We start from the raw sequence: 19,461 nt of genomic DNA, 5'->3' as shown, positions 1-19,461 counted from the left end.
ACTTTCGCACAAGATGGGAAGCAACTTCAAAAACCAACTTGTGAAAGGCGAGACCACCACTATGACCTCTCCCGCCAACTACCTCGCCATGATCCGCGTCGTCGGTGTCGGCGGCGGCGGCGTCAACGCCGTCAACCGCATGATCGAGGAAGGCCTCAAGGGCGTTGAGTTCGTTGCCATCAACACGGACTCCCAGGCACTGCTGTTCACCGATGCCGACACGAAGCTCGACATCGGGCGCGAGGCCACCCGCGGCCTCGGCGCGGGCGCGAACCCTGAGGTAGGCCGCACTTCTGCCGAGGACCACAAGCAAGAGATCGAGGAGTCCCTGAAGGGCTCCGACATGGTCTTCGTCACCGCCGGCGAGGGTGGCGGCACTGGCACCGGCGCCGCCCCGGTGGTCGCCGGCATTGCCAAGAAGATGGGCGCGCTGACCATCGGCGTGGTCACCCGCCCGTTCACCTTCGAAGGCAAGCGCCGCACCCGTCAGGCGCTCGAGGGCATCGAGAACCTCAAGGAAGTCTGCGACACCGTCATCGTCATCCCGAACGACCGCCTGCTGCAGCTGGGCGACGCCGAGCTTTCCATGATGGAGGCTTTCCGTGCGGCGGATGAGGTGCTCTACAACGGTGTTCAGGGCATCACCAACCTCATCACCATCCCGGGCATGATCAACGTCGACTTCGCGGACGTGCGCTCCGTCATGGCCGACGCCGGCTCCGCGCTGATGGGCGTCGGTTCCGCCCGCGGCGACAACCGCGTGATGACGGCTACCGAGCAGGCCATCAACTCCCCGCTGCTGGAAACCACCATGGAGGGCGCCAAGGGCGTGCTCATCTCCGTCGCCGGCGGCTCCGACCTGGGCCTGATGGAGGTCAACAACGCAGCCTCCATCGTGGAGGAAAAGGCCGACGAGGACGCCAACATCATCTTCGGCACCATTATCGACGACAACCTGGGCGACGAGGTCCGCGTGACCATCATCGCCACCGGTTTCGACGAGAAGGCCAACGCCCGCACGGCTGAACCGGTGGAACAGGAAGCGCCGCAGCCGGAGCAGACCTCCACCAAGGTCGTCGAGGCTGAGCCGGCCAAGAAGGAGGAGTACCAGCCGCGCCACCGCTACGAGCCGTCCACCCGCAGCGGCCTGTTCACCGAGCGCGACCGCGAGCCCCGCGAGCCTCGCGAGCCTCGCGATGACGGCTTTGACGGCGGTTTCGACGACGTCGATGTGCCGGACTTCATGCGCTAGTTAAGCTGGCAGACATGCCAGATCTTTCCACTCGCCCCGTCCGCATGGTGTTCACTACCCGTGCGGGCGGGGTTTCTGCTGCCCCCTACGACTCGTTCAACCTCGGCGCCCACGTCGGCGACGACACCGCCGACGTCGCCGCCAACCGCGCCCGGCTCGCTGAAGTGCTCGGCCTGCCCGAGGAGCGCTTCGTGTGGATGGAGCAGCTGCACACCAACACCGTCACACTTGTCGACGGACCTTCGGCCGCCCCCGTGGAAGCCACCGACGCCCTTGTCACCAGGCAAAAGGACCTGGCGCTGTGCGTGCTTGTGGCGGATTGCACTCCGGTTTTGCTGTCCGACCACACCGCCGGCGTCATCGGCGCGGCGCACGCCGGGCGCATGGGCGCGCGCAACGGGATCGCGAAAAACACCGTCGAGGCGATGGTGGAACTCGGCGCCGAGCCCTCGCGCATCCAAGTACTGCTGGGGCCGGCCGCAGCCGGAGAGTCGTACGAGGTCCCGGAGGGGATGGCTTTAGACGTCGAGAAGCATTTGCCCGGCTCCCGCACCCGCACAAAGAAGGGCACACCAGGCATCGACGTGCGCGCCGGGCTGGTGCGCCAGCTGCTCAGCCTGGGCGTGACCCACATCGACGCGGACCCGCGCGACACCATCACCGACAAGGATTTCTTCTCCCACCGGCGAGAAGGTGTAACCGGGCGGCAGGCTGGCGTAATTTGGATGCCTAATGTCTGATCTCGCAAAAAACCTCGACACTGTCCGCCAACAGATCCGCGACGCGGAGCGTGCCGCCGGCCGCGAAGAAGGCAGCGTGGCGATTCTGCCGGTGACGAAGTTCCACCCGGTAGAGCGCATCGAAGAGCTCGCCTCGCTCGGCATAGCGCTGGTGGGGGAGAACCGCGAGCAGGAGGCCCGCGACAAGGCAGCCGAACTTGAAGGCCGCTGCGGCATCGCCATGATCGGCCAGATTCAATCCAAGAAGGCCAACTCGGTGGCGCGCTGGGCCTCCGAAGTGCACTCGCTGGATTCGCTGAAGTTGGCCCACGGGCTCGAGCGAGGCATGGCGCTCGCGCTCGAGCGCGGCGACCGCACAGGCGAGATCCTGCCGTGCATGGTGCAGCTGTCTTACGACGGCGACTCTGCCCGCGGCGGCGCACACCTCGACGACGTGCCCGCAATCGTGGAAGCGGTGGAGGAATCCGAGCACCTTGAAATGGCCGGTTTCATGGTCGTGCCGCCGCTGGATTCGCAGCCGCGCGAGGTGTTTGCTCAGGCGCGCTCGTTGACAGACGACTACGCCGCCAAGCTCAACCGAAACTTGAGACTTTCCGCAGGTATGAGCGGTGATTTCGCCGACGCTATCGCTTGCGGATCCGATATCGTGCGTGTCGGAACAGCGCTGCTCGGGCCCCGGCCCGTAGTCTGAAATCCACCGCGAATCACCCCCATAAAAGGAGCCGCCCGCATGTCCTTCTTCGACAGTGCTAAAGACTTTTTCGGCCTCGGCCCCGTGGAAAACGCCGAGGACGACGCGTACTACGATGACCCGCAGTACAACTCAAACTCCGCCGGTTCTACCGCGTATGACCGCACCCCGCGCGCTGAGCGTCCGTCCCGCATGGACCGCCCCACCCCCCGCGATTACGGCCGCGACGCTGTCCGCCCGAGCTACCGCTCCACTCCGCATATCGTGACCGCAGCGCCGCGCAACTACAACGACGCCAAGGAGATCGGCGAGCCGTTCCGCGACGGCGACGCTGTGGTCATGGACCTGACCGACCTGGACACCGCCGACGCGAAGCGCATTGTGGACTTCGCCGCTGGCCTGTGCTTCGCGCTGCGCGGTAGCATGCACAACCTCTCCCGCGGCGTTGAGACGCGCAAGCGGATGTTCGCCATCGTGCCGGAGAACGCAAACCTGGAGAAAGACGACCTCAAGCGTGCTGCTGGCTTGCGCTAACCGGTAGGGTGGTTCGGCGTGGCACTTTTCGGAGCAATCATCTACGCCCTTGTGGGGCTGTACTCGCTTTTGGTTATCGTGCGCATCATCATCGAGATGGTGCAGGCGTTTTCCAAGCAGTTCGACCCGCCGCACTGGTTCATCATGGTGGCCGAGCCCATCTTCCGGATGACGGACCCGCCAGTGAATGCGCTGCGCAAACTTATCCCGCCGCTAAAGCTCGGCGGTAGTGGGGTGGGCCTGGATGTGAGTGTCATTGTCCTGTTTTTCATCCTCATGCTTATTCAAATGCTCGTCGGCGCCGTGCTGATTAATCCGGCACTGCGGTAGCTTTACTTGAGCTTTAACCCGGCTTTACAGCTAGGCTGGGCTACACTCGTCGAGCGAAACCGTTACAATTCAGCAAATAATGCTTCGCGCTAGCGAGTACTCACACGATTATCGAAGGGAACGCAAATGCCGCTGACACCAGCTGACGTGCACAATGTCGCTTTCAGCAAGCCGCCGATTGGCAAGCGAGGCTACAACGAGGACGAGGTCGACCAGTTCCTCGACCTCGTCGAGGACACGCTTGCACAGCTGCAGGATGAGAACGACGAGCTGCGTTCCCGTCTTGAGGAAGGCGGCACGGACGCAGTTGCTGCAGCGCCGGTGAAGCGTTCCGATGATTCCGCGAAGGTCGACGAGGCTGCCATCCGTCGCGAGGTGGAGCAGAAGGTCCGCGCTGACTTCGAGGCGCAGCTGCGTTCCGCGAAGCAGGCGCAGGAGAAGGCTGAAGCTGAGGCCCGCTCCGCCAAGGACGAGGCCGCCAAGGTCCGCAAGCAGGCTGAGGAGGCCACGAAGGCTCCGAAGCAGGCGACCGCTCCGGCCGCTGCCGTGTCCCAGCCGGCCCGCGGTGATGTCTCCGCTGACACCCACGTGCAGGCGGCGAAGGTGCTCGGCCTCGCGCAGGAGATGGCGGACCGCCTGACCAGTGACGCGCAGGCGGAGGCTTCCTCCATGCTGGCCGATGCTCGCGCAGCTGCAGAGCGCGAGATCGCCGAGGCCGAGTCCAAGTCCAAGAAGCAGCTCGAGGACGCGCAGACTCGTTCCCGCACCCAGCTGCAGGATGCGGAGACCCGCTCCAAGCAGCTGGTCGCCGAAGCGGAGAAGAAGGCTGAGGAGACCACCAACGAGGCACAGTCCCGTGCTGAGGCGCAGATCCGTCAGGCTGAGGAGCAGGCGAACAAGCTCAAGGCTGACGCCGAGCGCAAGCACACCGAGATCATGAACACGGTGAAGCAGCAGCAGACCGCGCTGGAGAACCGCATCGCGGAGCTGCGCACCTTCGAGCGCGAGTACCGCACGCGCCTGAAGACGCTGCTGGAGTCCCAGCTGGAAGAGCTGGAGTCGCGCTCCAGCACCGCGCCGAACGAGAAGTAGTTCCTGGCTCTTCACAAACGCCCAGCATCCCTGTAGGATGCTGGGCGTTACTCGTAACACGCAACGATCCGGCCATCACCGGGGAGCGTATCCGGAAGAACGGCTTGTGCTTAATAGACCCGGACGTCACACACGGAAGACGTAACTTCCTTCACCGCAATGAAGTGGGGGCGCTTCGCGCCCCAAGCAGGGTGGTACCGCGCAGCAATGCGTCCCTGCACGGCTGAAGGAGTGATGTCATGGTTGGCAACGTTTACCCCAAAGTGGACATGACTGGCGGCAGCGACCGCTTCCCGGAGATGGAACGCGTCGTCCTCGATTATTGGAACGCCGACGGCACGTTCAAGGCTTCCCTGGAGCAGCGCGAGGGCTGCGAGGAGTACGTGTTCAACGACGGTCCGCCGTTCGCCAACGGCATGCCGCACTACGGCCACCTCCTCACCGGCTATGTCAAGGACATCGTGCCGCGTTTCCGCACAATGTACGGTTACCACGTGCCGCGCGTGTTCGGCTGGGATTGCCACGGCCTGCCCGCAGAGCTTGAGGCGGAAAAGCAGCTCGGCATCACCGATAAGGCCCAGATCGAGGACATGGGTCTGGAGAAGTTCAACGAGTACTGCGCCAAGTCCGTCATGCACTACGCAGGCGAGTGGGAGGACTACGTCACCCGCCAAGCCCGCTGGGTGGATTTCGAAAACGGCTACAAGACCATGGACCCGGAGTACATGGAGTCCGTCATGTGGGCGTTCAAGGAGCTCTACGACAAGGGCTTGATCTACCAGGGCTTCCGCGTTCTGCCGTACTCGTGGGCCGAGCACACTCCGCTGTCGAACCAGGAGACCCGCCTGGACGATTCCTACCGCGACCGCCAGGACCCCACCGTCACCGTCACCATGCCGTTCACCGGTGGGCGCGCAGGCTACGCGGCGGAAAAGACGTGGGCCGAGCACCCTGAGCTTCACGACGCCGCAGCCATCGCCTGGACCACGACCCCGTGGACCCTGCCGTCCAACCTGGCTCTGGCTGTCCACCCCGAGGTGGAGTACTCGTTGGTCAAGGTCGGTGCGGATGGGGCCGCAGGGTTCGTCGATAAGCAATTGCTTCTTGCCTCGACCCTGCTGGGCGCCTATGCGAAGGAGCTCGGTGAGTACGAGGTAGTGGCTACCTTTGAGGGCGCGCAACTGGAGGGCCTGGAGTACGAGCCAGTCTTCGACTACTTCCGCGACCACGACAACGCGTTCATGATCCTCAACGCGGACTACGTGACCACCGAAGACGGCACCGGCGTGGTGCACCAGGCACCCGCCTTCGGTGAGGACGACATGCTCACCTGCCAGGAGTACGGCATCGACCTGGCCATCCCCGTCGACGCCGACGGCAAGTTCACCTCGCTCGTGCCGGAATACGAGGGCAAGCTCGTTTTCGACGCGAACCGCGACATCATCCGCGACCTGCGCGCCAAGGGCCGCGTCGTGCGCGACCAGACCATCGTGCACTCCTACCCGCACTCCTGGCGCTCCGGCGAGCCGCTGATCTACATGGCGCTGCCGGCGTGGTTTGTGAAGGTCACCGACATCCGCGACCGGATGGTGGAGCTGAACCAGGAGATCGAGTGGATGCCGTCGCACATCCGCGATGGCCAGTTTGGCAAGTGGCTGGAAGGCGCGCGCGATTGGAACATCTCGCGCACCCGCTACTGGGGCTCGCCTGTGCCGGCGTGGGTTTCCGACAACCCGGACTACCCGCGCGTGGACGTCTACGGCTCCCTGGATGAGCTGGAGCGCGACTTCGGCACCCGCCCGAAGTCCCTGCACCGCCCGCACATCGACGAGCTGGTGCGTCCGAACCCGGATGACCCGACCGGCAGGTCCATGATGCGCCGCGTGCCGGACGTGTTGGACTGCTGGTTCGAGTCCGGCTCAATGCCGTTCGCGCAGTACCACTACCCGTTTGAGAATCGCGAGGAGTTCGACACCCGCCAACCCGCGGACTTCATTGTGGAGTACTCCGGGCAGACCCGCGGCTGGTTCTACGTGCAGCACGTGCTGTCCACCGCGCTGTTCGACCGCGTGGCCTACAAGAAGGTCGTCGCTCACGGCATCGTGTTGGGCTCGGACGGGCAGAAGATGTCCAAGTCCAAGGGCAACTACCCGAACGTGATGGAGGTCTTCGACCGCGACGGCTCCGACGCGATGCGCTGGTTCCTCATGTCCTCGCCGATCCTGCGAGGTGGCAACCTGATCGTCACCGAGCAGGGCATCCGCGAGGGCGTGCGCCAGGCGCTGCTGCCGATCTGGAACGCGTACACGTTCCTGCAGCTGTACTCGTCCTCGGACGCCCAGTGGTCTGTGGATTCGGACAACGTGCTCGACCGCTACATCCTGGCCAAGACGCACGACATGGTGGCAGCTGTGGGCGAGGCGCTCGACGACACCCGCATCGCCGACGCCTGCGACGTGGTGCGTCGCTTCGCCGACACGCTGACCAACTGGTACGTGCGCCGCTCCCGCGACCGTTTCTGGGAGGGCCAGGAGGCGCATCCCGAGGCGTTTAATACGCTCTACACGGTGCTGGAGGTCGTCTCCCGTGCGGTGGCGCCGCTTTTGCCGTACGTCTCCGAGGTCATCTGGCGCGGGCTCACCGGCGGCCGTTCGGTGCACCTGACGGACTACCCGCATGCCTCCGAGTTGCCGGCGGATGCCGAGCTGGTCGCCGCCATGGATGCGACCCGTGCGGTGTGCTCTGCGGCGTCGTCAGTGCGCAAGGCGAACAAGCTGCGCAACCGCTTGCCGCTGCCGAAGCTCACCGTCGCCCTGCCGGATTCGGCCAAGCTTGAGGCGTTCCGCTCCACCATCCGCGACGAGGTGAACGTGAAGGACGTCGCTTTGACTGACGACGTCGACGCGGCCGGATCCTTCGAAGTCGTGGTTAACGCCAAGGTGGCTGGCCCGTCGCTGGGTAGGGACGTGCAGCGTGCCATCAAGAACGTCAAGGCCGGCAACTACGAGCGCCGCGGAGACGATGTGGTGGTCGACGGCGACATCGTGCTCACCCCGGAGCTATACTCCGAGCGTCTGGTGGCGGAGAACCCGGAGAGCACCGCGCGTGTCGACGCCGACGGCACCGTTGGCCTGGTCGTCCTCGACGCCGAGGTCACCGAGGAACTCGAGGCTGAGGGCTGGGCTGCCGACGTGATCCGCGGTCTGCAGGATGCCCGCAAGCGCGAGGGCTTCGACGTTTCCGACCGCATCGCTGTGGTGCTGGCCGTGCCTGCGGAGAAGGAGGAGTGGGCCCGCACCCACGCCGACCACATCGCCGCCGAAACCCTGGCGACATCCTTCGACGTGGTCACCGAGCCGGTCGAGGGTCACGACGTCATCGATGGCGTGACCGCCACTGTTCGTAAGAACAGCTAGGTTCTTTCGGGCTGGGGTCTCACTCGTGCAGAGTGGGGCCCCTTTTTTGGCTGCTCAGCGGGGGCGTCGCACCGTCGTTCGATGATTCGCACTATGCGGCTGCATAGTTTTTCTTGTCAATATTGGGGTGGCACCAACTATGCAGCGGCATAGTTTTTTGGAGGCGTTCGTGTGGGTTGCTGACTATGCAGCTGCATAGTTTCTCGTGCCAATACTGGGGTGGCACCAACTATGCAGCGGCATAGTGAATGGGGTTTATGTTCGATCCCCGGATTCGTGAAACCGTATGTGTTGTCCACTTCAATGGACATTTTCTGCAAAACCCTTGACTCGAACACATGAGCGTTCTATAAAGGTGTCAATGTTCATGAGTAAGGGGATCAACCATGACAATTGCGGTGGACGAACGGACAGAAGATCGAACGAGTGACCTGTCGGCAGAGGTGCTCGAGGATCAGATCAAGTGCAATCAATTGTCGGCGAACCACCACCGGGCTCGGATGCTCGATGCGGTGGGGCAGTTCGACGAACAGGAGCTTGCGGAAAAGTACGGGGAGAAGTCGACGGCAACGTGGTTGCGCAGCGAGCTCAACCTCCCGCAGGCCACGGCATTCGAGTACGTGCGCGTGGCGCGAGGGCTGAGAAAGTTCAGGCTCTTGTTCGACGCATTCGAATCGGGGGTGATGCCGTATTCGACAGTCCGCTTCCTGCTCCAGTATTTGGAGGAGTGCAACGAGGAGCAATACGTCCAACTCGCGTTGAGCATGTCGTTTGCTGATCTCCAGCTTGTGCTTGCCGGGGCAAGGCCCAAAGAGGAGGACCCGACTGAGCCGTATGCCCGCGCCCGCGAGTGCGACGACGGCATGCTTGCCTTCGAGGCGCGGCTTCCGGCGTTAGCTGGCCAAAAGCTCCTGACCGCGTTAAAGGTGGCTCAGCTTGCCAGTTTCGGTCTCGAGGGTGTGGACCCAGATGATCTGCAGGATCCGGAGAAGGTGCAGAAGCTTGTCGACGACGCAGCTGCCGCCGAAGACGCCGTCCCATCAGAGCAAGACCGCGCTCCGCGAAAGCGCACGAAGATCACCATGGGCGACATCGTGCGTTCGGTGTCGCGGTACGGGCCTCCAGAAAAGCAAGACGTTTACGCGGCGTTGTTGGCCATGATCGATATGGTTCGCGCGAACCCAAAGAGTCCGCTTCGCAGTCCCGGCGTGCAGGTCAACCTCATGGTCAACCAGTTCGGTCAATGTTGGATGCCGGAAAACCGCTCAGCCTGTTCTGAGGATGTGCGCAGCTACCTTGCAAATGCGATGGTGCGTTTGCACTTGCTGGATGACACGGGACTGACGATCCGCGTCGGCCGTTCGCGGCGGTTCGCCACCGACGGCCAAGTGCAGGCACTGTTGGCGATCTGGGGGTATCAATGCGCTATGCCTGGATGTTCGCATAGGCGCTTCATAGAAATGCACCACATTAAGGAGTGGGAGCACGGAGGCATGACTGATTTAGACAATCTGATCCCGTTGTGCTCGAGCTGCCACTCTCAGGTGAGCCACGGAGTGGTCACCATCGAGCGCCAAGGGGCTGACCTGTTCTTCACGTTCAAAAACGGTGCCAGGTTCGTCTCGCGCAACAGGTCGCTGCCGAGGCGAATGGAGTACGTCACCGGGGATTCGTTCGCCGTGTGATCGGATTGGAACATGGTGCTACCGGTGGTGCACAGTGGTGGGCATGAACCGTTGGGTGCTGCACATCGACATGGATGCGTTCTACGCGTCGTGCGAGCAGCTGACCCGCCCGACGCTCAAAGAGCGCCCCGTGTTGGTGGCGGGAGTGTCCGGCCGCGGCGTGGTCGCAGGCGCCAGCTACGAGGCGCGCAAGTACGGGGCGCACTCGGCGATGCCGACGCACCGGGCCGCGCGGCTGGTGGGTTCGAAAGCAGTGCTGGTGGCGCCTCGCAGGCCGGTTTACGCGGTCGCGTCGCGCCGGGTGTTCGAGATCATCGGCAGGTACGTGGACGTGGTGGAGCAGCTGTCCATCGACGAGGCGTTCATGGAGCCGGAAGATTTGGTCGGGGCGAGCCCGGAAGACGTGGAGCAATGGGCGAACGAGCTGCGGGCGGCGATCAAGGAAGAGACAGGCCTGCCCAGTTCGATCGGCGCGGGTCCAGGAAAGCAGTACGCCAAGATCGGCTCGGGTCGGGCGAAGCCGGACGGTGTGTTTGTCATTCCGCACGACCGGCAACTAGAGATCCTCCACCCGATGCCGGTCAGCGAGTTGTGGGGCGTGGGACCTGTGACTGAGTCGAAATTACTCAGTGCCGGGATTGAAACGATCGGGGACCTAGCGAACCTCAGCGAGAAAGAGCTGGACATCGCCATCGGCGGTGCGGTGGGCAGGCAGCTGTGGTGGTTGGCGCGCGGGGTGGATGAGCGGCCGGTGGCGCCGAGGGCGGAGTCGAAGCAGATCTCCTCGGAGCACACGTACCCGCAAGACTTGACCACCCCGCCGGAGGTGGACGCGGCGTTGGAACGGGCGGCTGCAGAGTCGCACCGCAGGTTGCGCAAGGATGGGCGCGGGGCGCGAACGGTGACGGTGAAGCTGCGGATGGCGGACTTTCGCATTGAGTCGCGCTCGGCGACGTTGCCGTACGCCACCGACGACGCGGAGACGCTGCTGGCCACCGCCTTCCGGATCGTGCGCTACCCCGACGAGGTGGGCCCGATTCGGCTGGTGGGAGTGTCATACTCCGGCTTGGAGGAGACTCTGCAGGACGTGCTGTTTCCGGAGTTGGACCAAGCGATTGTGAAGCCTTCACCGGTGTCGGCAGACTACGAAACCGGCGTCAGCGACCACGAAACGCAATTCGACACGGAGGTGCACCAGGAGACCGCTCCGGAGCGCGGCGTGTGGCGCGCGACGCAGGACGTCTACCACCCGGATTACGGGCACGGCTGGGTCCAAGGTGCCGGCAAGGGGTGGGTGACGGTGCGGTTTGAAACGCGGGCGACGGGGCCGGGCAGGATCAAAAGCCTTCGCGCGGATGATCCGCAGCTCCAGCAAGCTGACCCGCTGGATTCGTTGGCATGGGAGGACTGGTTCTCACAGCAGTGAGCGCGGGTTAACACCGGTGGCCAGCGCGGTGGCCAGCGCGATGCGGGCCTGCCCGGCGCTGAGGCAGCCGGCGGGCAACGCGCCCAGGTCGCCGAGGGTGGAGCCGCCGCCGGCGCCGCCGTAGGCGAACGACACCTCGCCGTAGGGCACCGACGTTGCGACGACCACAGGTACCCCGCGGCGCAGCAGCTTTGCGACGGCGCTGCCCATGCACACCGACACATTGCCGGAGCCGAGGGCTTCTAAGACGAGCCCGTCGACAGGCCCGAGTGCGCGGATGAGGGCGTCGTCGGCGCCTGCCCACGAGCGGATGATGGGGATGTTCAACCCGGCCAGCGGCGCGGCAGGCACCGCCATGGGGCGGGGCAGGGGTGTGCCGCTGGTGAGGGTGAAGGCGTGCTCGGCGGTGGTTTGCGTCTTCATCAACCCGCGCGCCGGGAGGGTTTCGCCCGCGAAATGGACGAGGACGCCGCAGTCGCGCCGGGTGGCGGCCACCTCGATCGCGCCGCGCAGGTTGGCGGGGCCGTCGGGGTGGGCGTGGTCGGCGGAGCGCATCGCGCCGGTGAGCACAACGGGGCGGGGACCGGCGTGGACGAGGTCCAGCGCGAGGGCGGTCTCGGCCATGGAGTCGGTGCCGTGGGTGATGACAAGGGAGGCGGAGTCGTCGAGAAGCGAAGTGCGCACGGTTTCGCGCAGCAGATCGATCTCAGCCAAGTCCATGGACGAGGAGTCGAGGCTGGCCACGTCGATGGCGCGCACCTGGCGCGTGGTGCCGCAGCGGGCAACGAGCTCGTCGCCGGTGAGCGTGGGCACGAGCGCGCCACGGTCGTTTGTGGTGGAGGCGATCGTGCCGCCGGTTGAGATGACTAACACGTTCATGCACACAGAGTGCCAGAAAGTTGCGGGTGTGCAGTAACGTGAAGCAAGAGATTTACGCTACGCAAGGAGAACACGTGAAAGCACCGAAACTTGTCGCAGCCGCAGCTGTCGCTAGCCTCGCACTGAGCTTGACGGCCTGCTCCGAGGATTCGGACACGACCGAAACCACCGCCTCGTCCCAGGCGGCCTCCTCCGAGGCCGCGCCGGTGGCCGAAATGCCGACGGCGGAAGAGCTCAACGCTGTGCTGCAGCGCGCTGCTGACCCGAACCTGCCCATCGCCGAGCGTGCGAACACCGTGCAGGGGGGCGAAACCACGCCGGAGCTGTTCGACCTGATGACGCAATCGCAGCAGGAATCCGGCGCGAACTTCCAGGTGGTCGACCCGGTGCTGCCGGGCTACACGGCCAACTCGGTGCTGGCCACCGTGAACTTCACCCGCCCGAACGCGGAGTCCCAGCTGGCGGAGGACGTGGAGTTCATTAACGAAGGCGGCCAGTGGAAGATCTCCCAGAGCTGGGCCTGCTTCCTGGTCAGCAACACCCTCGCCCCGGAGCAGGTGCCGGACATGTGCAAGACCGGTGCGCCGGCTGCCCCCGAGGCGCCGGCAGAAGCGCCGGCAGAAGCGCCGGCAGAGCAGGCGCCGGCCCTCTAAACGCCAAACTCCACAGCGCGGGTGATGTCTTGGACCACCCGCGCTTTGTCGTCTCCGCCGTAGATCAGGCGGGTGGTCCAGGCGGTCTGGCCCGACACTGGCAGCGGGCGTTGAAGGTCCACCACGATCTGGCCCTCGGAGGTGGTGCGGGAGGAATCTACCTGCACGCTTTCGCCCTCGAGTTCGCCGGGGCCGTCGATAGTGAGGGTGTTGTTCTGGGGGCGCTCCTCAACTTTCGTGTCCAGCGTCAGTGTGTCGCCGTCGCGGGAGAGTAGGGTGTAGGTGGTGGTGCGCGTCATCGATGTGTCTCCCGCGACACGGCTTCCCACGGTCCAGGTCGCGCCGGGGCCGATGGGCTCGTCGGGGAAGACGACGGAGTTGTTGATCAGGGTGATCAGGGTGGGCTCGACAAGCTGGAGGCCGCGCTGCGGCGCGTCGGCGGGCGCAAGCAGTTTCAGGGTGGAGATGCGGCCGGTGTCGTCGGTACGCCAGCTCATGCGGAACCCCTCGGAAGCGGCGACGTCCTGACCGATGTCCAAGTCGGAGTGCTTGCCAGAGCCGACCACGAAGTCGATGCGGGAATCGGCGTCCTCCTCGCCGTCGCCCGGGGCGGGGGCCTCGTCGGCCGTCGCGGTCAGCGGCAGGGTGGTTTTGTTCACGCTACCGCCGGCGGGGGCGTCCGCGACCTCGGCTTCGCCAGCGGCGGCCACGTGCTGATCCACGCCGGCGGACACGGCGACGGCGGTGTCCCACTCCTCGCCCGGTGAGTAGCGCACTTCCTCCGGGTTCTCGCCGGGGTTGACCAGGGTGACCGAAGGGGCGTCGAGAGGAAATGCTGGCACCCCTGCCACCGGATCGTCCTCGGCGGAGGAGCAGGCGGTGAGCGCGAGGGTGAGGGTGGCTGCGGCGGCGATACTGCGGAGGGTGCGGAACATTCTTCTCAAGCTACCTGGCCCGCGCAGCGGAATACAGGCAGGCCGTGTGCGACCGGCTAAAGTGGTTTGGCGATGAAGCAGGACACGACAGCACAACGCACCCCCCGCTACCTCGGACTGGTGGTGGCCGTGATGCTCGCTATTGGCGCGGTGGACCAAGGCGTCAAACAGCTGATGCTGAACTGGCTGGAGCCTGGCGTGCCGCAGCCGGTGATTGGTGACTGGTTCCGCTTCTACCTGCTGTTCAACTCCGGCGCGGCGTTTTCCATGGGGGAGAACCTCACCTGGGTGTTCACCGCGATTCAACTGGCGTTCGTGCTGGGGGCGCTGTGGTTTGGACCACGCATGTCCTCGAAGTGGGAGGCGCTCGGCGTCGCGATGATCGCGGGCGGGGCACTGGGTAACTTAATCGACCGGCTGTTCCGGGACCCGGGCTTCTGGTTCGGGCACGTGGTGGACTACATCTCTGTGGGCAATTTCGCGGTGTTCAACTTGGCCGATGCGGCGATTACCGTCGGCGTGGTGGTGTATTTCATCGCGGCGCTCACGGGCGAGCTGAACGGGGGCGACGATGGGCGGTGAGTTCAGGGCTTTGCCCGTGCCCGAGGGGCTTGAGGGCATGCGGGTGGACGCGGCGATTGCCAAACTGTTCGGCGTGTCCCGCTCCGTCGCCTCCGAGATGGCGGCGGAGGGCGATGTGCTTGTCGACGGAGCTGCCGCCCAGAAATCCGACCGCGTCACCGCAGGCGCGATGCTGGAAGTCACCCTGCCCGAGCCGAAGCGCGCCCCGCAGCCAGTGACCGAGCTGGTGGAGGGCCTGGAGATCCTCTACCAGGACGCGGACGTCATCGCCGTGGACAAGCCGGTGGGCGTGGCCGCGCACCCGACGCTGGGCTGGGAGGGCCCGGACGTGGTCGGCGGGTTGCAGGCGATGGGCTTCACCTTGCCGGACGCAGGGCCCCCGGAGCGCCAGGGCATTGTGCAGCGCTTAGACGTGGGCACCTCCGGCGTGATGATCGTGGCGGCCAGCGTGCCCGCGTATTCCGTGCTCAAGCGCGCCTTCAAGGAGCGCACGGTGGACAAGACCTACCACGCGCTGGTCCAGGGCCTGCCGGACCCGATCGAGGGCACCATCGACGCGCCGATCGCGCGCCACCCGTCGGCAGGCTGGAAGTTCGCCGTGACCCAGGACGGCCGTCAGAGCGTGACGCACTACAGCGTCATCGAGGCATTCCGCCGTGCGAGCCTGCTCGACATCCATCTGGAAACCGGGCGCACCCACCAGATCCGCGTGCACATGTCGTCTGTGGGGCACCCGTGCGTGGGCGACCCCATGTACGGCTCGGACCCGAACCTGGCCAAGGGGCTGGGGCTGAAGCGTCAGTGGCTTCACGCCACCAAGCTGGGCTTTACCCACCCGCGCACCGGCGAATACATGGAGGTCGCCTCCGAATACCCGGAGGATCTGCGCGCCGCGCTGGATAAAGTGCGGAACGGCTAGATGCGCGCGCTCGCGGTGGTCCTTGCGCTGGTCGCCGGATTCTGGCTGGTGGGGGAGGCCAACCCGCCCGCCCCACCAGTGCTGCAGGGCGACCAGCTCGGCCCGGAGGACGGGGAAACCCCACAGCAGTACGCCCAGCGCGCCGCGGCAACCCTCGACCATGAGGAATCGTCCTTTGCGCTGGTGACGTTCGCTCGGCCGCTCGGTCCCGACGAGGCCGCCGCAGCACTTGCACCCGCCCCGCGCGTCAGTGCGCTTGTGGTGCCGGGGGTAGCTCCGGTGGTGGTCCCGGAGGCGTCGATAGGCAAAATGCGTATCGACGTCCTCCGGTCCGCCACCGCATCTCCAATCGCCGGAGCAGTGGTGTTTGCCCCGCGCACACAACTGGAGCAGATTAACGCCACGGAGACAGTTCTTGCTGTGGAAATGCTGCAAGCCGATGCGGTGTGGGGAGCGTTTTCTCTCTCGGCTTCCGCAACACGCGGGGGTGTATAGTTTGCGGAGTTGTACGCAGGCCCGTTTTGCACCGTTAGGCAAGGAGAGCTCTTGACTTCCTCTACCGAAAAATCAACCGGACACAAGCGTCTTAGCCGAGCAGGACTTGCGTTGGTGACAACCTCCGCGCTTTTCCTCGGCGCGTGCGGATTCGGCGGAGGCGACGACGACAACGCTGAGGGGGCTGGCCTGAACCCCGGCGATTACACCGTGGCCACCAACGAAGGCGTGTCCGACAGTGTTGTGGTCAACGGCACCATAGAGCCGATCCGTTCCGTGAACATCTCCACCTCGGTGCAGTCCGAGGTGGAGCAGGTGGCCGTCAAGGCCGGCGATCGCGTGCAGCCGCAGCAGTTCTTGGCCTCCATGAACTCCGAGCAGCTGGAGCGCCAGCTGGAGATTCAGCAGAAGCAGCAGGCCAACGCGCAGGCGGATGCCCAAGCGCAGGTGGATCAGGCCCGCGCGGCGCTTAACGCCCACCAGGAAAGCGTGAACAACGGCACTAACGAGGCCATCCGCGCCGCCCAGGCGCAGGTTAATCAGGCGCAGGCGGCGTACGACGCTGCCGTGGCCGCCAACGGCGGTGCCCGCATTGTCAACCGCGGCATCGCGGCCGTCGAGCGTGTCGCCGGCGGCATTTCCTCGGACCTCGGCATCAGGACGGCGCCTCCGGCACCACCGGCTGCGCCGAAGGCCCCGGCGGCACCGGAGGCCCCGGCCATTCCTGGCCAGCCGGGCCAGCCGGGCACGCCGGGCCAACCGGGCACGCCCGGTGAGCTGAGCCCTGAACAGCTGGCGCAGCTGACGGGGGAAAGCGCTGCTGGTGGTGCTGGCGCTGGCGGTGCTGGTGGCGGCGCTGCCGTGGGCCCGGGCATGAGCGTCGAAGAAGCAAGCGCGGCGCTGCAGGACGCGAAGGCGGCCCTGGCTGCGGCGCAGTCCGCGGCCGCGCAGGAGGGCAACCAGCTGCAGGCGCAGTTGGATTCCGCGATTCGACAGGCCGAAACTGCCCAGCTCGGCGACGGTGACGGCACCCTGGAATACCAGGTGCGCGAATCCACCATTTACGCCCCGATGGCGGGACTGGTCACTAGCGTGGACGTGCGCGAAGGTGACATCCCGCAGGGCAAGCTTTTGACCATCGCGGACGATTCCCGCCTGGTCATCCGCACCGACGTGCGCGAATCGGACGTGCCCAATATCAAGGAAGGCGACCGGGTGGAGTTCACCACCGCCGCGACTGGCAAGAAGACGTTTAAGGGCCGCGTCACCCGTATCGCGCCGGCCTCTGATTCCGTTGCCAGCGGCAACCAGAACCCGATGCAAGGTATGCCGCAGCAGGGCAACAACAAGTCCAACGAGGTGACGTTCCCGGTGGAGATCGAGGTCACCGGCGACAAGGAAGGCCTGCTGCTCGGCGGTTCCGCCCGCGCGGAAATCATCACCGCCGAGGCGAAGGACGCGCTGAACGTACCGCTAGACGCCGTCTACGGCGAGGACAGCGACAAGAAGGTGCTCGTGCTCGCCACGGACGGCGATGATGCGACGTCGGGCACCGTCGAGGAGCGTTCTGTGAAAACCGGCGCATCCAACGACGTGGACGTCGCAGTCACCAGCGGCGAGCTGAAGCCGGGCGACATCGTGATCAACTGGCCGGAGGAGTACCAAGACCGAGTCGGTGAGAACGTGGAGATCACGGACCCGAACTTCAACCCGGACCAGGTGCGCGAGGCGCGGGAGAAGAAAGAGCGCACCACGGCCACGGTGACGGTCACCAGCACCCGTCGTGCGGCCGAGGGGCAGCAGTAGATGACGCAAGCTTCGAAGCACAATGGCATGGCCGATTCCGGCTTGCTCATCGACATGCGCAATGTGGTCAAAACCTACAACGAGGGCGAACCCAGCGAGCTGACGGTTCTACACGGAGTGGACTTCTACGCCGACCAGGGCGAGTTCGTCTCCATCGTCGGTCCGTCCGGCTGCGGCAAGTCCACATTGATGAACTTGATTGGCATGCTGGACCGGCCGACAGAGGGGGCCTACGCCTTCAACGGCGAGCCGGTCTATGCCAAAGAGGACAAAGAACTCGCGTCCTACCGCAGCAAGAACATCGGCTTCATTTTCCAGAATTTCAACCTGATCGGCCGCATGGATGCGCTGCAGAACGTGGCCATGCCCATGATGTACGCGGGCGTGGAGCGCAAGGAGCGTGACGAGCGCGCCGCCGAACTGCTGGACCGCATGGGCATGGGCGATCGCCTGCACCACAACCCGAACGAGCTCTCCGGCGGCCAGAAGCAGCGCGTGGCAATCGCGCGCAGCCTGGCCAACGACCCGAATTTGCTGCTCGCGGACGAGCCCACCGGCGCGCTGGACTCCAAGACCGGCCGCATGGTGATGGACCTGTTCCACGAGCTGAACCAGGAGCTGGGCAAGGCCATCGTGTTTATTACCCACAACCCGGAGCTCGCCGAAGAGACCGGGCGCGTGGTGGAAATGATGGACGGCCGCATTGCTGGCGTGCGTGCACCGGGAGGAGCGAGCTAAATGAACATCCGCGAATCCATGCGGCTGGCCGTGTCCAGCCTCAACACCAACAAGCTGCGCTCGCTGCTGACGCTGTTGGGCATCATCATCGGCATCATGGCCGTGATCATCATCATGACGCTCGGCCGCGCCCTGGAAAACGACGTTATGGGCGGCCTCGAGGACGCCGGCACCACCACCTACCCGGTCATGGTGCACGAACGCCCGGAGGAGGGCGAGGGCGGTGACGACCCGTTCGCGGGCTTTGGCATGGCCGGGCCGACCGAAGAGCGCGACGGTATGAGCCTTGAAGAACTCGATAATTTGAGTGACGCTTTCGGTGACCGGATCCAAGGCGTCGACATCGACATCTCCGGTCAGGGCGAGGCCACCACGGGCGATGACTCTGTCTCCGTCGGCATCAACCCCGCACTTACCGGCTCTCTCGACATGCGCAGCTTGAATGTGCAGTACGGCCGCGGCATCACGCAGGACATGCTCGACGGCCGCCGCCCTGTTGCGGTGGTTTCCCCGGAGCTTGTGGAGGCGCTTTTCGACGGCGATTCCGCCGCCGCCCTCGGCTCCCGCTTCGACGTGGACGTGGACGGCACCACCAGCGTGTTCACCATCGTCGGCGTGCTGGAACGGGCGGACAAGGCCCCGGCGTTCGGCCCGTCCGCCGCCGCCGAGATTTTCATTCCCGCCACGGCGTCGGACCGGGTTGGGCTGGACGCGAGCTGGACAGCGTCGTTTAGCGTGCGTTCCGCGGCCGATGAAGACGCAGAGATGTTCCGTGGGGACCTGCAGTCCTACCTTGACCGCCAGTACGCGGGCAACGAGAACTACGAGGCTGAAGTCTTCGATATTTCCGCAGGACTGGAAGGTCTCACCACGATCTTCCGCACCCTGTCCACGGTGCTGTCCGCCATTGGCGGCATCTCGCTGCTTGTCGGCGGTATCGGCGTGATGAACATCATGCTGATCACGGTGACCGAGCGCACCCGCGAGATCGGCGTGCGCAAGGCGCTCGGAGCGACGCAGAACGATATCCGCGTGCAGTTCATCGTCGAGGCGATGCTGGTGTGCCTCATCGGCGGCATCATCGGTGTGATCCTCGGCGGCGCGATCGGCATGATCGCCAGCTCCGCGGTGCTGGACATGACATGGCCGCCGATCAGTGCCGTGATCTTCGCATTGCTGTTCTCGCTTGCCACAGGTGTGTTCTTCGGCGCGTACCCCGCCTCGAAGGCAGCAAAGATGCAGCCTATCGAGGCGCTGCGGTACGAATAACCGCACCGGTTTTCGAGGG

18 protein-coding genes are annotated in these 19,461 nt (G+C 65.1%); 16 read left to right on the top strand and 2 right to left on the bottom strand.

Translation table 11 applies throughout. The annotated features are described in order from the left end of the window. Nucleotides 1-61 precede the first annotated feature (61 nt). The 9 genes from ftsZ (at nucleotide 62) to CIHUM_RS07395 (ending at nucleotide 11,166) form a co-directional block, all read left to right on the top strand. Nucleotides 62-1,252, top strand: a complete 1,191-nt coding sequence (gene ftsZ / locus CIHUM_RS07435; RefSeq protein WP_051106411.1) for a cell division protein FtsZ — start codon at nucleotides 62-64, stop codon at nucleotides 1,250-1,252. Between the two features lie 14 nt (nucleotides 1,253-1,266). After that, the gene (pgeF, locus tag CIHUM_RS07430) at nucleotides 1,267-1,992 is read left to right on the top strand and encodes a peptidoglycan editing factor PgeF (protein WP_034998547.1); all 726 of its coding nucleotides are present in this window, start codon (nucleotides 1,267-1,269) and stop codon (nucleotides 1,990-1,992) included. Further along, nucleotides 1,985-2,683, top strand: a complete 699-nt coding sequence (locus tag CIHUM_RS07425) for a YggS family pyridoxal phosphate-dependent enzyme (protein ID WP_034998549.1) — start codon at nucleotides 1,985-1,987, stop codon at nucleotides 2,681-2,683. The genes pgeF and CIHUM_RS07425 overlap by 8 nt, the downstream gene beginning before the upstream one ends. A gap of 39 nt (nucleotides 2,684-2,722) precedes the next feature. Beyond that, nucleotides 2,723-3,217, top strand: a complete 495-nt coding sequence (locus tag CIHUM_RS07420) for a cell division protein SepF (RefSeq protein ID WP_034998550.1) — start codon at nucleotides 2,723-2,725, stop codon at nucleotides 3,215-3,217. 18 nt (nucleotides 3,218-3,235) lie between these two features. Further along, nucleotides 3,236-3,547 carry a YggT family protein gene (locus tag CIHUM_RS07415; RefSeq protein ID WP_034998551.1) on the top strand — a complete coding sequence of 104 codons (312 nt, stop codon included), beginning with the start codon at nucleotides 3,236-3,238 and terminating at the stop codon, nucleotides 3,545-3,547. Nucleotides 3,548-3,673: 126 nt separating this feature from the next. Beyond that, nucleotides 3,674-4,639 carry a DivIVA domain-containing protein gene (locus tag CIHUM_RS07410; RefSeq protein WP_034998552.1) on the top strand — a complete coding sequence of 322 codons (966 nt, stop codon included), beginning with the start codon at nucleotides 3,674-3,676 and terminating at the stop codon, nucleotides 4,637-4,639. Nucleotides 4,640-4,878: 239 nt separating this feature from the next. Continuing rightward, the gene (ileS, locus tag CIHUM_RS07405) at nucleotides 4,879-8,055 is read left to right on the top strand and encodes an isoleucine--tRNA ligase (RefSeq protein WP_034998553.1); all 3,177 of its coding nucleotides are present in this window, start codon (nucleotides 4,879-4,881) and stop codon (nucleotides 8,053-8,055) included. A 386-nt stretch (nucleotides 8,056-8,441) separates the two neighbouring features. After that, nucleotides 8,442-9,740: an HNH endonuclease signature motif containing protein gene (locus CIHUM_RS07400; RefSeq protein ID WP_034998555.1), complete on the top strand. Its 1,299-nt coding sequence runs from the start codon at nucleotides 8,442-8,444 to the stop codon at nucleotides 9,738-9,740. Between the two features lie 43 nt (nucleotides 9,741-9,783). Next, nucleotides 9,784-11,166 carry a DNA polymerase IV gene (locus CIHUM_RS07395; RefSeq protein ID WP_034999217.1) on the top strand — a complete coding sequence of 461 codons (1,383 nt, stop codon included), beginning with the start codon at nucleotides 9,784-9,786 and terminating at the stop codon, nucleotides 11,164-11,166. On the opposite strand, the gene CIHUM_RS07390 is transcribed toward CIHUM_RS07395, so the two are convergent. Continuing rightward, complete coding sequence (locus CIHUM_RS07390) at nucleotides 11,155-12,045, bottom strand: asparaginase (protein WP_034998557.1); 891 nt, start codon at nucleotides 12,043-12,045, stop codon at nucleotides 11,155-11,157. The genes CIHUM_RS07395 and CIHUM_RS07390 overlap by 12 nt on opposite strands. Before the next feature lie 74 nt (nucleotides 12,046-12,119). Here CIHUM_RS07390 and CIHUM_RS07385 point away from each other — a divergent pair, with 74 nt between their 5' ends. Continuing rightward, nucleotides 12,120-12,698: a WKL family lipoprotein gene (locus tag CIHUM_RS07385; RefSeq protein WP_034998562.1), complete on the top strand. Its 579-nt coding sequence runs from the start codon at nucleotides 12,120-12,122 to the stop codon at nucleotides 12,696-12,698. On the opposite strand, the gene CIHUM_RS07380 is transcribed toward CIHUM_RS07385, so the two are convergent. After that, complete coding sequence (locus tag CIHUM_RS07380) at nucleotides 12,695-13,633, bottom strand: hypothetical protein (protein ID WP_051106350.1); 939 nt, start codon at nucleotides 13,631-13,633, stop codon at nucleotides 12,695-12,697. The two genes, CIHUM_RS07385 and CIHUM_RS07380, sit on opposite strands and share 4 nt — an antisense overlap. Before the next feature lie 72 nt (nucleotides 13,634-13,705). On the opposite strand from CIHUM_RS07380, the gene lspA reads away from it, so the two are divergent. The 6 genes from lspA to CIHUM_RS07350 all read left to right on the top strand — a co-directional run bounded on the left by lspA (nucleotide 13,706) and on the right by CIHUM_RS07350 (nucleotide 19,442). Beyond that, the gene (gene lspA / locus CIHUM_RS07375) at nucleotides 13,706-14,215 is read left to right on the top strand and encodes a signal peptidase II (RefSeq protein WP_051106351.1); all 510 of its coding nucleotides are present in this window, start codon (nucleotides 13,706-13,708) and stop codon (nucleotides 14,213-14,215) included. Further along, nucleotides 14,205-15,134 (top strand): RluA family pseudouridine synthase, encoded by a 930-nt coding sequence (locus tag CIHUM_RS07370; protein WP_034998563.1) that lies wholly within the window; start codon nucleotides 14,205-14,207, stop codon nucleotides 15,132-15,134. Before lspA ends, CIHUM_RS07370 begins: the two co-directional genes overlap by 11 nt. Beyond that, the gene (locus CIHUM_RS07365) at nucleotides 15,135-15,629 is read left to right on the top strand and encodes a hypothetical protein (RefSeq protein ID WP_051106352.1); all 495 of its coding nucleotides are present in this window, start codon (nucleotides 15,135-15,137) and stop codon (nucleotides 15,627-15,629) included. It begins immediately after the preceding gene. A gap of 114 nt (nucleotides 15,630-15,743) precedes the next feature. Beyond that, nucleotides 15,744-17,435, top strand: a complete 1,692-nt coding sequence (locus tag CIHUM_RS07360; RefSeq protein WP_158293371.1) for an efflux RND transporter periplasmic adaptor subunit — start codon at nucleotides 15,744-15,746, stop codon at nucleotides 17,433-17,435. After that, complete coding sequence (locus CIHUM_RS07355; protein WP_392389859.1) at nucleotides 17,436-18,173, top strand: ABC transporter ATP-binding protein; 738 nt, start codon at nucleotides 17,436-17,438, stop codon at nucleotides 18,171-18,173. Then, complete coding sequence (locus tag CIHUM_RS07350) at nucleotides 18,174-19,442, top strand: ABC transporter permease (protein ID WP_034998565.1); 1,269 nt, start codon at nucleotides 18,174-18,176, stop codon at nucleotides 19,440-19,442. Nucleotides 19,443-19,461: the final 19 nt, after the last annotated feature.

Source organism: Corynebacterium ihumii (genome assembly GCF_028609825.1).
In the GTDB taxonomy this organism is placed as follows: domain Bacteria; phylum Actinomycetota; class Actinomycetes; order Mycobacteriales; family Mycobacteriaceae; genus Corynebacterium; species Corynebacterium afermentans.
The sequence above is the reverse complement of the archived record's forward strand: the minus strand, read 5'-3'. Positions and strand labels throughout refer to the sequence as shown.